Genomic DNA, 16,169 nt, shown 5'->3' with positions numbered 1-16,169 from the left:
GCCATGGTTAGATTTTTACTGGCCCGGCCTATTGCAGTGTTTATGACTTTTATGGCATTGATAGTATTTGCCTTCATCGTCCTGAAAACGCTGCCTATTTCGCTTTTGCCCCCGATCGATGTGCCACAGATTGTGGTGAAAGTTAAATATCCAAATGCTTCTCCAGAAGCAATAGAGCAAAATGCACTGAGTCCAATCCGCGAAGGGTTGATTACATTGAATGGTCTGGAGGAAATGGATTCCAAAGCTGGTTCTGAAGTTGGCACAATCCGATTGACATTCAGCTATAATACCAAGATGGAATTAGCCTACATTGATGTCAATGAGAAAATAGACAGGATGATAAATGATCTTCCCCAGAATCTAGATCGTCCCGAGGTCATTCGGATAAATACTTCTGATATTCCTGTTGCCAGGGTACAAGTGGTGCCTAAAGAGGGCGTTGATGATGTAGAGGTAAGTCTTTTAGCAGAAAATGTCCTAAAGAAACGAATAGAGCAATTACCAGGTGTTTCTCTTGTAGATATCAATGGCAAAAAGGAGCGCATTATCACGGTGAAGCCAAATGCGGAAGCATTGTCTGCACTTGGAATGACACAGCAGAATGTAATCTCGGCGATTCAATCCGGTAACTCTGAGCTGCCGGGGATCTCCGTGAAAGACGGCCAATTCCGTTATTACCTTCGGTTAGCCACCAGAGTAGATACTCCTGCGGACATAGAGAGCTTGCCGGTAGCGGCTTCCTCTGGAGTAATTATCCCATTGGGTAAACTTGCTGAGGTGGGGTATGAAACGCAGGAGACACTTGGATATCACCTTTTCGGAACTCAGGAAAGCCTGGTCGTAACTGTTCATAAGCAAGCTTCAGCCAAGATGAACGAGCTGATTCCGTCCCTCAAAGAGGCCATAGAATTGTTTAAAACAGATTATCCGCAGGTGGGTTTTGAGATTACCCAAGATCAGTCAAATCTTCTGAATGCTGCGATTTCCAATTTAGAAACATCTCTACTATTCGGTGGTGTTTTCGCTTTTGCAGTACTCTTTCTTTTTATGAAAGATTACAGACTTCCCCTGATCATTGGAGTGAGTCTGCCATCTTCCTTGCTGATCAGCTTCTTGATTTTTTACTTTTTTGACCTTTCCATCAATATAATATCCCTTTCAGGTTTGGCGCTCGGGATTGGGATGCTGATCGATAATGCCATCATTGTGCTGGACAATATCACAAGAAAGATGGGGAACGGTTTGCCACTGTTCGAAGCTTGTGTCCAAGGAGTGGACGAGGTGATGGGTGCTTTGATCAGCTCCGTGCTTACTACGCTGGCGGTGTTTGTGCCACTGGTTTTTTTGAGTGGGATATCCGGGGCACTGTTCTTCGACCAGGCTGTGGCTGTGACAGCTATTTTGTCAGTTTCTCTAGCTGTGGCATTTATACTTCTTCCCATGCTTTATTTCCTGATGTTTTCGCGGAGTAAAAAAGCATATGATGATGGAGAGGGAAAGTTTTTTGGCAAAGTTTTAAGCATGTATGAATTCGGATACAATAAGGTAATTGGAAATAGAAGGCTAGCAATGCTAGTGTTTTTAGCACTCATTCCGCTTGGTCTAGGCATCAGTCTTTTGCTAAAAACATCAGGTTTGCCGGAAATTGAAAAATTGGATGCTACGCTTGATATCGATTGGAGTGAACCCATTTCTGCATCTGAAAACAGGGATCGTGTGCTCGCACTCCTGAAAAGTATGGAAGGAAGCTATGAGCAGGCTGAAGCAGATGTAGGAGTGAAGCAGTTTTTGCTTTTCGATGGAGAGAATTCTATCCAGCAGTCTTTACTTTATTTTCTTTTCCCAACTTTGGAAGCGAAAGAAGTTGCAATAAAAGAGCTGAAAGCGAACCTTATGAAAAATTATCCTGAGGCATCTTTTACTCTTGGGGATGCGCCAAATGCTTTTGATCAGCTTTTCAGTTCCAATATGCCATTTTACGAAGTAAGATGGAAGGATCTGGGAGCAAAAAGGCCCATTCCGGAAAACAAAATGGATCCTTGGCTAAGCCAATTCCCAACTCAGGAATGGGAGCGTGGCCCTGGATTACAGAAAGAAGCCTCAGTTGTTTTTACACTACGGGCGGATAAAATGGCTACGTATCAGATTCCTGTAGATGCGGTTCAAGATCAGATTGAGAGGCTTTTTGGCAGTTTCACAATTACAGATATAAGACGGTTTGGAGAGATCACCCCCATTCGCCTAAAAGAACCAAATGAACGATTTGAAGATTTACTGCGAAATACCAGAGTTATTGTTTCGGATACTACTTCCTACATTCTGGGCGAATTTGTGGAATACGGATATGAAGACCATTACAAATATGTGACGGCGGATAAGGGAGGTATTTACCAATCGCTGAATGTTACTAAGGACGATCCAGATGAAAACTCAGCCTCATATTTTCGTTGGGGTCAGGATAAAAACTTGGGAGTTACCCTAGTTGGTCAGTATTTTAAAGACAAGGAAAATATCCGTCAACTGATCGTTATTTTGATGATTTCAGTATTGCTGTTGTATTTCATTTTGGCAGCCCAGTTTGAGAGTTTTATCCAGCCGCTGATTGTAGTATTCACTCTCCCTCTGGGGGTAGGCGGGGCGTTCTTGGTGCTTTGGATCTGCGGAGCTTCCCTGAACGTGATGTCAGCGATAGGACTGGTGGTGATGCTGGGAATCATGGTCAATGATGCGATTTTGAAGATCGATACGATCAACCGCCTTCGTTCCACTTATGTAGAATCGGATACTATTTCAGCCGCTGAGGCTCTGGAAATGGCTCTTCATAAGGCTGGGCAGATCCGCCTCAAACCCATTTTAATGACTTCGATTACGACGATTTTGGCGCTGATCCCGATTGTATTTAGCAGTGGTTTGGGGGCGGATTTGCAGCGTCCCTTGGTATTTGCGGTGATTGGAGGCTTGACTATCGGCACCCTTACAGCCTTGTATTTTGTGCCGTTGGCTTATTGGTTTACTGTCTCCAAGAAATCTTTGAAAACGGCTTAATATGACACCATTCAGGATTCTGATTGTATTCGTGGTCGTGTCCATTCTTGGGCTGGCAGTGATACCTATGCTTTCTGTGGATTTGATTCCCAAAGAGCGTTCGTCGGTTTTGTCCATAGGATACAGTATCCCGAATGCATCTCCTGAAATAGTAGAAAAACTCGCGACTTCTCCATTAGAGGGCGCGTTTTCAAGACTTTCAGAACTAAAGGAGATAACATCGACCTCCAGTTATGATAGAGGGGAGATCAATTTGACTTTTGACAAGAAGGCAGATATGGAGATGAAAAAATTTGAGATTTCTGCCATGATCCGCCAGATTTACCCCCAGATGGATCCACGGGTGGGATATCCTAGTGTGACCCAGACATCTCAGGCTAGAGCAGATCAAAAGACCGCAATTTTGACTTATAGTGTAAATGGGCCATTTGCCTCTTTTGAAATCAAGAAGATTGCTGAAGATATTCTGAAACCTGCCCTGACGCGGTATGAGGAGGTGGAGGAAGTGAATGTTCTTGGAGCGAATGATCTCCAGCTTTTCGTGACCTATGATATTCAAAAAATGCAGGCTTTTGGTATCACTAGGAGTCAGTTGGGAAGTGCTATCAGGAGTGCATTTGGATTGACATTTCCGGGTTCGGTGATGAACTTTGAAGGAAAAACACTCTTCGTCCAAGTAGATCGTTCGCTGCAGGAGAAAGACCAACTTGAAAATGTGGTGGTAAGTGAGATGGATGGGATGGAAATCCGACTTCGGGATGTGGCTAATTTGACACTTGAGGAGGCAGAACCAACCAGGTATTTCAGAATCAATGGAAATAACTCTGTTACACTTTCGGTTTACAATCGGGATGGAGTGAATAAAGTCTTGCTAGCGCAAAAGTTAAAGCTGGCGATTCAAGATGCTGCCAAATTTCTACCTGCGGGTTTTGAGGTACGACTGGAAAGAGATGATACCGAATTCTTAGAAAAGGAGTTGGATAAAATCTACAAAAGATCCGCGCTTTCTATCCTGATTTTGGTGGTGTTCATATTTCTGATTAATAGAAATCTGAAGTACCTGAGCATTCTTTTTCTGGGGATTTTAGTTAATCTGAGTTTATGTGCCATCGTATTATATTTCCTTAGAGTGGATATTCACATGTATTCCTTGGCAGGATTGACGATAAGTTTCGGACTGATCGTTGACAATGCGATCATTATGATAGACCATCTTCATAAGCACAAAAACCGACGGGTTTTTTTGGCGCTTTTGGCAGCATCGCTCACGACCATCGCGGCGCTTATGATTGTCTTTTTCCTACCAGAAGAACAACGAAGAAACCTGACCGAATTTTCCATAGTAGTATCAGTGATGCTGGGGATTTCACTGTTGATTGCCTTAGTCTTTACTCCGGCAATTTACCAGGTGATGTTTAAAGAATCGGTGACAAAAGGAAGGAGATTGACCATTCCAAAACTACGCAAGCGTGTAAAAGCTTTGCGAGGTTATGAAAGAGGAATTGCCTGGACAGCGAAATACAGAAAAACATTTCTCACATTCTTAATCCTTCTTTTTGGACTGCCAATCTTTTATCTCCCCGCCAAGTGGGAAGACCATGAATGGTATAACAAGACAGTAGGGAACACCTTCTATCAGGAAGAGATCCGCCCGTATGTGGACAAAGCATTGGGAGGATCTATGCGTATGTTTGCCCGGGGGGTATATGAAAAAGGAGGCTATCGGGAGGCTACTCAAACAAGGCTTTTTGTTTACTGTCGCTTGCCCTTTGGGAACACACTGGAGCAGATGGATTTTATCATGCGTGAGTTTGAGAGCTACCTCAAGGACGTGGAGGGAATAGACCAATTTGTCACCTCGGTAAATAATGGACAAAGTGCAAGAATAGACATTACATTCAAGGAAGCTTATGAAAACGGTGCTTTGCCGTATCAGCTGAAAGGAAAACTTTCCGTGAAATCAACCGATTGGAGTGGAGCTCAATGGAATATTTATGGAGTAGGCCAAGGGTTTTATACCGGGGGCAGTAGTGATCAGATCCCAAGTTACCGGGTGAAGATGATGGGATATAATTTTGATGAACTGGAGCGACAGGCGAATATCTTAGCGGAGAAACTTCTGGTGCATAAGCGGATCCAGGAAGTTAAAACCAATGAAAGGGCAGGTTACGGAGAGCAGAAAACAGAGGAGTATGTGCTTCGCTTGGATCAGAATAAAATGGCACTTGGCCACACCAACCAGTTCGAAGTGCTGACTGCCTTACAGGATATGTCCAAACCGCAAAATGCATCGACCTTCCTGACGCTGGAGGATAAAAACTATGGATTGATGATCCGTGAACGTAAGTCTGGTGATTTCAGCAAATTTGATATGGAACAAAAAGGGCTCATCGGTGGAGAAAATAAAATTTACAAAATCTCTGATTACGGTACGATGACCAAAGAGACCACCACTAACTCCCTTCACAAAGAAAACAGACAATACATCCGAATAGTGGCTTTTGAATACATGGGTTCAGCGAAGTTCGGAGGCGAATATCTCGATGAAGTGCTTGATGAGATGAAGCAGACTATGCCGATAGGATATGAAGCAAAGCGGGATTCTTATAGCTGGAACTACGATCAGGAGAAGCGCCAATACGCTTTGTTGGGGCTGCTGATTATTGCTGTCTTTATGATTTGCTCGGTGTTGTTTGAGAACCTTAAGCAGCCGGTTTATATCATTGCGATTATCCCGATAAGTTTCATTGGGTTGTTTCTGATTTTTTCACTCTTTGACTTTTACTTTGATCAGGGCGGCTATTCAGCCTTTGTGATGCTGGGAGGCTTGGCAGTGAATGCCGGGATTTTTATTGTAAACGACCTGAATAATCGTTCTCAGGGGCTTTACAACCGAAATGTGTTGAAGTCAGTAGCTGGAAAAGCCGTTCCGATTTTGCTTACCATTATGTCTACGTGTTTTGGATTAATACCATTTATCATAGAAGGCCAAAATGAAGTTTTCTGGTTCTCACTTGCGATAGGAACGATTGGTGGATTGATATTCAGTATGATCGGGGTGTTTTGGGTGCTGCCGGTGTTACTTTGGAAAAAAGGGGTTGTTGTTGAAGAGAAAGATGTTTCTGAAGCGAAAAAGCCAAGTCGTAAACGAAAGTGGCTTTTTTTCAGACCACGCAACTAACTAAGAGTAAATAAACGACTTTAGCTGAGAGGAAGAAATCTCCAATACTGAAAGCTTGGCTCTCCCGCTACTTCGCTGATTCATTATAAAACTATGATAATCTAAATTCAAGATTATGAGAACAGTAGTTGTAATTGCAGTTTTAGCATTGATTGACTGCAGCAAAAAGGAACAGCCGTTCAGTAAGGTTGTCGATTTTGAAAATGTTAGCAGAGTTTCAGCTGATTTGCTGATCGAAAAAGCAACACCGCTTGAGTCTGATTCTAGTGAGTTATTGGGTGAGTATCTCAGAGTCAGGTATGATAAGGAAGGGTTCTTTGCAATGAATACCGATCGTGGGAAAGGGATACATCATTTTTCTAGTGCAGGAAAACACTTGGGGATTATCGCGGAAATCGGTGAGGCACCGGGCCAGGTTCCAGGAATATCAAATTTTAAGTTGCTCGGGGAGGTTTTGAACGTGACTTCCCGAATGGGGAACTCTAAGGATCTTCATACCTTCTCCAGGTCTGGAGAGCTCCTAAACTCTAATCGATATCCACTAAATGCTTTTGCATTTTATAAATAGGAGCGTAAAACCCAGCCATCGCCTTATTTGGTGATAAACAGCGAAAAGTTCAATCTCAGCGATGAAGCAAAAGCCTCGCTGGCGATGGTTACAGAAGATTTTAATAATACCAGAATAGCTTTCTCCTATTGCTAAGGTTAGGAGTAGCTGGGGTATTTATGTAAAGATTTGACCCCTGTATCCCTTTTCCGCAAACTTATTGAACCATCCCTGCAAATCTAAAATCCAAATTTTCAGGGATGATTCATTTTATCTCATAGTACTTGTCCTATAAATACTGCTTTTGGCGACTAACCTGAAAACCTTAGTGCTTTACCATGAAGAAATCCCGTTTAATTTTTACCACGCTTTTTACCACGTTACTTTTTTCCTGTAGCGAGAAAGAAACTGAAACCTATAACCCTGTCAAAGAACTTCAATTTGAGGTCTATGATTCTATTGTGGTGGATGTGTTGGAAGAAGTAGTGATTTTGGATTATCAAAATGAGCTTGATCAATATCTCATTAAGGAACGTAAAGGAAATAAAGTTTTATTAGTAGATGGAAAAGGGGGATTGATTAATGAAGTCGAATTGATAGGTGAAGGGCCAAATCAAATTCAGTTAGCTCTTGAAGGAAGGTTTTGGGGGAAGGATCGTTTTATTTTTAAAGAAATGTTCGCAACAAAGGATTTCCATGTTTTTGATAGGCATTTTGAAAAATTAGAGAGGATAAATGGCCCTGGTATTGGCTTTGGTGCTGGTATTTTTATTTCCTTTTATAGGCAGACATTCACGCCTTGGACCGAAGATGGAAAGGACTTTATTCTGGGAGAAGAAGTAAATTCATATAATCCAGGAGATATGGATCCTGACAAAATTGGAGGAGGTTTTTATAGTCAAGTGAAGACAGGTTTTTTGTATGATTCCAGTCAGGATTCGATCAACTATCTGAGTTTATATCCTTTAGATTGGGTCCCCCGAAATACTAACCGTTGGATAGGGCAGAGTTTTCCTTTTTTGGCATTTGATATTGAAAGAAAAAAGGCTGCAGTTTTACCACCAATTGGTGATCAGCTTTTTCTATATAATTTGGATGGGAATTCATTAATCAATGAAAAAGCAGTTTCTTTATCGCATCCTGTGCGTAATCAGAAAATCCCGGATCCCTCCCGCGAAAACCTACTTTATCCTTCCTTTAGCGATTTAAAGACCTTTGGAGAATATCAGTTGGCGATATTTTATGAAGCGATTCCTGAGGATGTTTACCATGAGTTTAGATCCAAGGGAGAGAACTACCGTCAAGATCCAGGGTGGGTAAAGGCACAGGAGAAGTATAGAAAACCACGGTACATCATCGTAAAAGGAGATCAGCAGATTGGGATCTCGAATAAGTTACCTATAGAAGGTAATGTAAACCTGGGGCTTCCTGACGGCACGTTAATCGTTAAAGCGGCAGACGGGGAATTGGAGCGGGATTATAATTTGTTTTATAAGATCAGGTTGGTGGAGGAGTGACATCTTATGTTTTTAATCAAAAAGCATCATAAATCACTATCCCCACAGAAGCAGTGATCAACTGAAGCGGACTTTGACGGGGATTATACTCAAATTCCCCATCGCCTTTATCTGGTAAAAAGTTAACATCGTGTTTGGTAAGAAACCGCATTGTTCCGCTGTTTTGATAGTTAAGTCTTAATTCCAATTTACCGCCGTCTATCGCTGGAAGCGGAAATTGGAAACCTCCGCCAACTTTGTAGCTAAATGCCCAATCCTTCATGTCTGAGGCTACTTCAACGGGTTCTTCAAAAAAGGATGGTCGTATTTTAAATCTTGAGTAAAGAAAATTTGCTCCTGCTTGTATCTCAACGAAAGGTGTGATCTTGCTGTTTACAGAAGGCAGGAAGCGGAACACAGTCATTCCAGAAGTATAGTTGTTGTTGCGCCTGATCCTATACTCCTCCGAAAAGCCAGGATAAAGATCGTCTCGCACCTCTACTTTGGTGCCATAAACACCGTAGCTCAATTCCAGACCAACCTGAAAGGGTTGCCCGTGGAATTCATATAATACTATTCCAGATATAGTTGGGAAAAACAATTTATCTACTTCTTGTTTAAGTCTCGATACTGGCAGCCCACCGTTGAGATGTCCTCCAGCAATAAAGAACTGTGCGAAGAGAGGAGTTGATGAAATGAAAAAAAGAAGGAGAAGTATAGGTTTTCGCATGGTTAGTAATTTGTATAGCATACGGGATACCTATAGGACTTTGTTTAGTCGTTTGACAAAATCATATTAGACAAGGTTATTTACCTTGATATACCTGCCTGATTCGAACGGCTTTCGTATCTTGAGTCCTTCAAACCTAAATAAACCCATGAGTACCTTAGATTCCCGCAGGGATTTTATAAAGAAATCTGCTTTGCTCGGTGCAGGACTTAGTCTGGCTGGCACTACCTCGCTACAGGCTTTTGCAGAAGTCGCCAAATCCAAAAACAAGTTGCCAGCCTGGAAAGGTTTTAATCTTTTAGATTTCTTTTCGCATGATCCAACCGGAGGCAGGCCCACCAAGCCGGAATATATCCAGTGGATTGCAGATTGGGGATTTGATTTTGTGCGCATTCCTATTTCTTACCCCAGCTATCTGGACATAGACCGATCCAGGCCGATTAGACCGGATGAGGTGTTGAATTTTGATGAAAGCCGTCTGGAAAAAGTGGATGAGCTCGTGGAAGGGTGTATAGCTCAGGGTCTACATGTGAGTTTGAATCTCCACAGAGCACCTGGATTCTGCATTAATGCCGGTTTCCTAGAACCTTATAATCTCTGGAAAGATAAGGAAGCCCAGGATGCATTCTGCGCACATTGGGAAATGTGGGCGACCCGATACAAAGGGATTTCTCAGAAGAAATTGAGCTTCGACCTGATCAATGAACCCTATCAGCGTGTCGATCCAAATGATCAATATAGTCCCGGTGGTCCTGTGGATCTGATGGATTATCGGCGTGTAGCCGAAGCAGCTTTGGATACCATCAAGGCAGTGAAAAAATCCAGATTGATCATCGCAGATGGAAATGGAGGAGGAGGTACTGCCATGCCGGAACTGGCAGATCTGGATTTGGCACAAAGCTGTCGCGGCTATCACCCATTCCCGATTTCACATTACAAAGCCGGATGGGTATATAAGGATCCTTCGACGGTTCCGCCCGTAGATTGGCCATTGACCCAGGGAGAAAGCATATTGGGGATCGACAACATCCGTGAATACTATGCACCATGGAAAGCATTGGTAGATCAGGGAGTAGGGGTACACTGTGGGGAATGTGGTGGATACAATGAAACTCCACATGGGGTGTTCCTAAGTTGGTTTGGGGATGTTTTGGCGGTATTGAAAGAATATGGAATCGGCTTTGGGATCTGGGAATTTTCAGGAAGTTTTGGAGTATTGAATTCTGGAAGAAAAGACGTGGAATATGAAGATTGGTACGGAGAGAAGCTGGATCGGAAGTTTTTGGAATTGCTCAGGGCCCAGTTATAGTATGGGGAATTACCTCATTTGTAAAGTGGGACTTTAACGCCTACATACACATCCGTGCTTTTAGAATTATTGGATATTAAATTGGTAAATATTGAACCTGAACCTACAATCACAGGGCCAGCTCTAACTCCTATTCCCCAAGCTAAACTTGAATCGTACTGTCGTATGCTAAAAGGGCTATAAACACTGATCCACCTTTTCTCAAACCGAGGGGTGATCGTGACAGAATTGATAATATTGCTGACTGGATTTTCGGTATTCTTTTTAATAGAAATGGCACCTTGTGCGCTCACGAAGAATTTTCCGTTGATATTATAATCAGCAAAAAGCTGGAGGGATGTTGGAAGTCCCATTTTTGTTTTATCTAATGTTTCAGACCTCTCATAGTTATCATCCAATACTTCCTCCAGATTTTTAAATTCAAATTCCTTAGCATCGATGGTGGCATTCATGTTATAGGTCTTGCGGTTGGTATGATCATAATTAATAGCTCCAATATCCATAACGGATAATCCTATTTTGAACTTGTACGGATTGTAGTACGTATTGACATTCTGCTCCTTGTATTCATAGACGAGCCCTATGTCAGTACCAAATCCGGATCTGATATCTGAAAAGGAAATGTCGTCTGAGTCAAATCCGGAAGTATAACCATATCGTAATGCTCCTGAGGTGGTCAAAAGATTGGATTCGCTTTCAAACTGAGCATTTAAAACTTGGCTCGACCCATAAATACCTCCTGCCCCAGCTAAGTACTTCAATGTAATTCCGCCCTTGAGCGCATGGGTTTCATTGTCTAGAATCAATTTTCCATATGTAGCTCCGATCTCTGCCCAAGCATGGACTAGACCTCTGGCATCTTCCATATCCAGGCTGAAATTGGTTATTTCATTATAGTCTTTATTGACTAGATCGTATAGATCTCCACCGAAGTTGATGATATTGAAGAATGCCCGTACGCGGGTAGTGAAGGCAAAACTGTTTTTTTGATCTAGATTGAATAAGACTGATGGGCCAAGAATATCTACATTTCCAAAAAAATTATTGTGGTTGGAGGAGTCTGTACTTCCCTCAGATTTAATCTCAAAACCATTGCGGAAACTATCTAAATTGTTCAAATCGACACTTAGGTAATCATTTCCTATAAATGCACTGGTAGAGAGTACATTTATGTCCCATCTCATTTTTGAATCCACAGCATTTGCTGGGTTTAGCAGTAAAGAATGCACTCCTGCACTATTATCTGTTGTACTGCCGACATAGGTCTGTGCCTGTGTACCGCTGGCAAAAAGAAATAAAATTCCCAAGTAGATGAATCTACGAGATAAAAAACTAGGCATGGTGGTTAGGTTTAAGAATTGAAATAGTATGGAACTATTAGCCCTTGCTGAATAAAAACAATTAGTATTCCAAAAGTAGTGTCAGCTTCTTTTTAAATCGCTCTATAGGTAGAAATTGCTTCTCTAAATTAGAGGCAAATGGCACGGGTGTATCAATACTTCCTTCACGCATCACCGGTGCATCTAAGTGCTCAAAACAGTGCTCTGATATCCATGCGCATATCTCTGCACCTATCCCTCCATTGAGACAATCTTCTTGGAGAATGATCACTTTGCCAGTTTTTTTTACTGTTTTCCTGACTGCTTCTTTATCCCAGGGCAAAAGAGAGCGTAAGTCCAGAATCTCAGCAGAAATGCCGAATTCCTCCACAGTTTTGACAGCCCAGTGGACACCCATTCCATAGGTGATAATGGAAATCTGATTACCAGTGGAGACCAAAGCAGCTTTACCTATTTCGATGGTGTAATATTCATCGGGAATTTCTGCGCTGACGGAGCGGTACATCCCTTTGTGCTCAAAGTAGAGATATGGATTTGGATCTTCGATCGCGGCATTCAGTAAACCTTTTGCGTCATAAGGATTGGAAGGATATACGATTTTCAGACCTGGTGTATGAAAAAACCAGGCTTCATTGGACTGGGAGTGAAAAGGTCCGGCAGCCATACCCGCACCCGTTGGCATCCGGATGACCACATCTGCATGCTGTCCCCAACGGTAATGGATTTTGGCAAGGTTATTTACGATCTGGTTAAATCCCATAGTTGCGAAGTCTGCAAACTGCATTTCGACCATTGCTTTATAGCCTTTGATAGAAAGTCCTAATCCAGTCCCTATGATAGCGCTTTCACAAAGCGGTGTGTTTCGCACACGATCTGCTCCGAACTGAGTTTTGAATCCATCCGTGATTTTGAAAACTCCCCCATATTCCCCAATGTCTTGTCCCATTAGGATTAATTTGGGATACCTTTCCATGGATTGTCTCAGTGCATCCGAAATGGCATCGACCATTCGCTTTTCAGATTTGCTGCCATTTTCTGATGGGAATTTTATTTCTTGGTGAAAAGGGGCATAGACATCTGCTAGTTCGATTTCTAGGTTAGGAGTGATTGTTTCTTCAACGAAGGCAATTTCCAGGGCATTGTTAATGGCAGTTTTAACTTTTTTATTAATACGGTCTTTTATTTCATTGCTCAGTATGCCGATTCCTTCTAGATATCTCTCGTAGTTTTCTACGGGATCGAGCTTGCTCCAATCTTCCATGAGTTGTTTGGGAATGTACTTCGTACCCGATGCTTCCTCGTGTCCGCGCATTCGAAAGGTAATTGCTTCTACGAGAACCGGACGTGGATTTTGACGGATGTCATCTGCGAGATTTTTTATCGCATCATAGACTTCCAGTACGTTGTTTCCCTGAATCCGAATGGCTTTCATTCCATATCCTGGACCTTTTTCCGTAAAATTCTTAAATGCAAACTGCTCTTCGCTTGGGGTAGAAAGACCATAGCCGTTATGTTCCACCACGAATATCACGGGTAGTTTCCATACTGCAGCCACATTCAAGCCTTCGTGAAAATCCCCTTCCGAGCTAGCCCCATCTCCTGAGAAAACCACCGTCACCTTCTTTTCCTCAGCCAACTTTTCAGCGAGTGCAATACCATCTGCGATGGCTAGTTGGGGGCCGAGATGTGATATCATTCCTACCACATGATGCTCGATAGATCCAAAGTGAAAGGAACGGTCCCGGCCTTTGGTGAAGCCAGAGGCTTTTCCCTGAAATTGAGCAAAAAGACGCTCCAAAGGAATGCCCCTTCCTGTAAAAATACCCAAGTTTCTATGCATAGGAAGAATGAACTCATCAGCTTGTAAGGCATTCACTACTCCGATAGAAATCGCTTCTTGACCCCAGCCGCTAAACCACTTGGAAATCCTGCCTTGGCGCAATAAAATCAGCATTTTCTCTTCGATTCTTCGAGGTACCAGGAGCGATTCATAAAGCTCCAAGAGTTTTTTGTCAGATAGATTTTTGCGATCAAAAGCTAGTGTTTGGGTAGGGATTTCCATGGAATGATGATTTCCATTCTAAGTTACAGGAAGGAAGTAAAAAGCCAAAGGATTGTAGCCCCTTGCAAAAGAGCCCCGAATGAATCGGGGCGAAAAATAAATGCAAGGAGTTAAAAAGTTTGCTGTACGTCTCAAAAGTAGGCAAAGGAATTCCCATCTCTGCAAGTCTTAGGTTAAGGTTGTTTTATCAAAGTGTTAAGTGGGAAGGTTATAAGTTATAAGTATCCGATCCCAACCTTACAACTTTTAAACATTACCACCATTTACCTCTTTTTTCGCTACCTTTGCAGCCTCAAAAAGTAGGAAAACTGTGAAAGCGAGAACGTTAAAAAAAGACAAAGTCAATATTGTTACCATGGGATGCTCCAAGAATCTAGTCGATTCAGAGGTACTGCTCACCCAACTTCGGGGGAATGGCATCAATGCTAGCCACGAGTCGGGTTCGGATGACAATAATATCATCATTATCAATACTTGTGGGTTTATCGACAATGCAAAGCAGGAGTCAATTGACACCATCTTGCAGTATGTGGATGCAAAGGAGCAGGGGCTGGTGGACAAAGTCTATGTAACGGGATGTCTTTCACAGCGCTACAAAGACGATCTGGAAAAGGAAATTCCCCAGGTCGATGCATTTTTTGGAACTAGGGATTTGCCTGCGATTTTGAAGAAATTCAAGGCAGACTACAAACATGAGTTGGTGGGAGAGCGACTATTGACGCACGCTTCCCACTATGCTTATATGAAGATTTCTGAGGGCTGTGATAGACCTTGCTCTTTTTGCGCTATTCCTATTATGCGCGGAGGACACATTTCCCGTCCGATTGAGGAATTGGTGAAAGAAGCTGAGCATAAAGCTGCTGGCGGAACCAAGGAATTGCTACTGATCGCTCAGGATTCTACTTATTATGGGTTGGATATTTACAAAAAAAGGAATCTTGCGGAGTTGATGCGCAGGCTCTCGGATGTGAATGGCATCGACTGGATTCGCTTACATTATGCCTATCCAACAGGTTTTCCAATGGATGTGATCGAAGTAATGAAGGAGCGGGAGAATATCTGCAATTACCTGGATATTCCTTTGCAACATGGTTCGACAGATGTGCTGAAAGCGATGCGTAGAGGAACAACCCGTGAAAAACAGGAAGACTTAATCCACAGCATTCGAGATATTTTACCGGATATCGCTATCCGTACTACGCTGATTGCAGGACATCCCGGCGAAGGAGATAAGGAATATCAGGAGATGGTTGACTTCGTGGAGCGGATGAAATTTGAGCGTTTGGGAGTGTTTACATATTCTCATGAAGAAAATACCCATGCCTATACAATGGAAGATAGCGTTCCTCAGGAAGTGAAGCAGGAACGAGCTAACAATTTGATGGAGATCCAGGAGCAGATTTCATACGATCTGAATCAGGAGAAAATCGGTAAGACCTTCAAAGTGCTCATTGATAAAAAAGAAGGTGGTCACTTCGTAGGTCGTACGGAGTACGATTCTGTTGAAGTGGATAACGAAGTGCTGATCGATGCAGCAAAGCATTATTGCCGAGTGGGGGATTTTGTAAATGTGAAAGTAACTGATGCCACAGAGTTTGATCTGTATGGGGAGGTGGAGGAATAAAACGTATTGTGTTAAGCTTCTGATGAAGTATTCTCTTATATAGGGATATGCTGCTTTTCCAGAAGCGGCATTTTTTTTATGATCCGGATTTTGAAGAGCAGAATAAGGATAAACCTCTAAATCCCTTTGTTCGTCTGGAGATTTGCTGCGTTCGTAGAGATTTTTTTCTCGACCTTAGTTTATTAGGCAATTTGAGCCTGTCAAAAACTCAAATATTCTAATTATGAAAAAAGCAAAATCAATTCTCGCATTTGGACTTTTAGTGGTCCTATTGAATTCCTGTGTGTTTTCATTATTCCCAATCTACACAGAGGATACCCTTGTATATATTCCAGAATTGATTGGTCGTTGGGATAGGGAAGGGCATGAAGAATATATAGAGTTCATCAATTTCCCAGGAGATGGGGAATCCCCCGACCTAACCAAAGCGAAAAACTACCATGTAGTTATCATGGAAGGTAGTGAAAGACAGGATTTTGTTGGGCATATCGCTGAAATTGGAAAGGATTTTTTTCTCGATCTATATCCGAATGATAGAGATTCTTACCCGAGTGAGGACTATTATCTTAAGAACCTATATTCGAATATGTTGCCCGTCCATACTTTCATTAAGTTGAAGTACGCTAATGATCAACTAGAACTTACTGCCTTTGATCTTGAAAAGTTGAATAAGCTTTTCGAAAGCAATCTCATCCGACTGAGGCACGAAAATGTGGATGGTACAATTCTGATTACTGCCCAACCGAAGGAAATCCAGAAATTCATAGATCGATATTCGGATGACGAATCGGTGTTTGAAGATACGGAGATTTATAAAAGGGCTAGCTAATAT

General features: G+C 42.3%; 10 protein-coding genes. 7 read left to right on the top strand and 3 right to left on the bottom strand.

Features of this window, described 5'->3' with window-relative positions:
• The first annotated feature begins 3 nt into the window (after positions 1-3).
• The 4 genes from AS141_RS13730 to AS141_RS13715 all read left to right on the top strand — a co-directional run bounded on the left by AS141_RS13730 (position 4) and on the right by AS141_RS13715 (position 8,293).
• Complete coding sequence (locus tag AS141_RS13730; RefSeq protein ID WP_057938250.1) at positions 4-3,048, top strand: efflux RND transporter permease subunit; 3,045 nt, start codon at positions 4-6, stop codon at positions 3,046-3,048.
• A gap of 1 nt (position 3,049) precedes the next feature.
• Positions 3,050-6,229: an efflux RND transporter permease subunit gene (locus tag AS141_RS13725; protein ID WP_057938249.1), complete on the top strand. Its 3,180-nt coding sequence runs from the start codon at positions 3,050-3,052 to the stop codon at positions 6,227-6,229.
• 115 nt (positions 6,230-6,344) lie between these two features.
• Complete coding sequence (locus AS141_RS13720; RefSeq protein WP_057938248.1) at positions 6,345-6,797, top strand: hypothetical protein; 453 nt, start codon at positions 6,345-6,347, stop codon at positions 6,795-6,797.
• Between the two features lie 317 nt (positions 6,798-7,114).
• Positions 7,115-8,293, top strand: coding sequence for a hypothetical protein (locus AS141_RS13715; protein ID WP_057938247.1), 1,179 nt, complete (start codon positions 7,115-7,117; stop codon positions 8,291-8,293).
• 16 nt (positions 8,294-8,309) lie between these two features.
• Here the strand turns inward: AS141_RS13715 and AS141_RS13710 are convergent, their stop codons facing one another.
• Positions 8,310-9,002, bottom strand: a complete 693-nt coding sequence (locus tag AS141_RS13710) for a hypothetical protein (protein ID WP_157243477.1) — start codon at positions 9,000-9,002, stop codon at positions 8,310-8,312.
• Between the two features lie 148 nt (positions 9,003-9,150).
• On the opposite strand from AS141_RS13710, the gene AS141_RS13705 reads away from it, so the two are divergent.
• Complete coding sequence (locus AS141_RS13705; protein WP_057938245.1) at positions 9,151-10,311, top strand: cellulase family glycosylhydrolase; 1,161 nt, start codon at positions 9,151-9,153, stop codon at positions 10,309-10,311.
• Positions 10,312-10,325: 14 nt separating this feature from the next.
• Here AS141_RS13705 and AS141_RS13700 read toward each other — a convergent pair whose 3' ends face one another.
• Positions 10,326-11,651, bottom strand: coding sequence for a DUF5723 family protein (locus AS141_RS13700; protein WP_057938244.1), 1,326 nt, complete (start codon positions 11,649-11,651; stop codon positions 10,326-10,328).
• A gap of 61 nt (positions 11,652-11,712) precedes the next feature.
• Positions 11,713-13,713, bottom strand: a complete 2,001-nt coding sequence (locus AS141_RS13695; RefSeq protein WP_057938243.1) for an alpha-ketoacid dehydrogenase subunit alpha/beta — start codon at positions 13,711-13,713, stop codon at positions 11,713-11,715.
• 310 nt (positions 13,714-14,023) lie between these two features.
• On the opposite strand from AS141_RS13695, the gene rimO reads away from it, so the two are divergent.
• On the top strand, positions 14,024-15,337 hold the full coding sequence (rimO, locus tag AS141_RS13690; RefSeq protein WP_057938242.1) for a 30S ribosomal protein S12 methylthiotransferase RimO: 1,314 nt from the start codon (positions 14,024-14,026) through the stop codon (positions 15,335-15,337).
• Between the two features lie 223 nt (positions 15,338-15,560).
• On the top strand, positions 15,561-16,166 hold the full coding sequence (locus tag AS141_RS13685) for a hypothetical protein (protein ID WP_057938241.1): 606 nt from the start codon (positions 15,561-15,563) through the stop codon (positions 16,164-16,166).
• The last annotated feature ends 3 nt before the right edge of the window (positions 16,167-16,169 follow it).

It is taken from the genome of Algoriphagus resistens, from assembly GCF_001442615.1.
GTDB lineage: Bacteria > Bacteroidota > Bacteroidia > Cytophagales > Cyclobacteriaceae > Algoriphagus > Algoriphagus resistens.
Note: the sequence above shows the minus strand (reverse complement) of the source record. Positions and strands in the feature narration are given on the sequence as shown.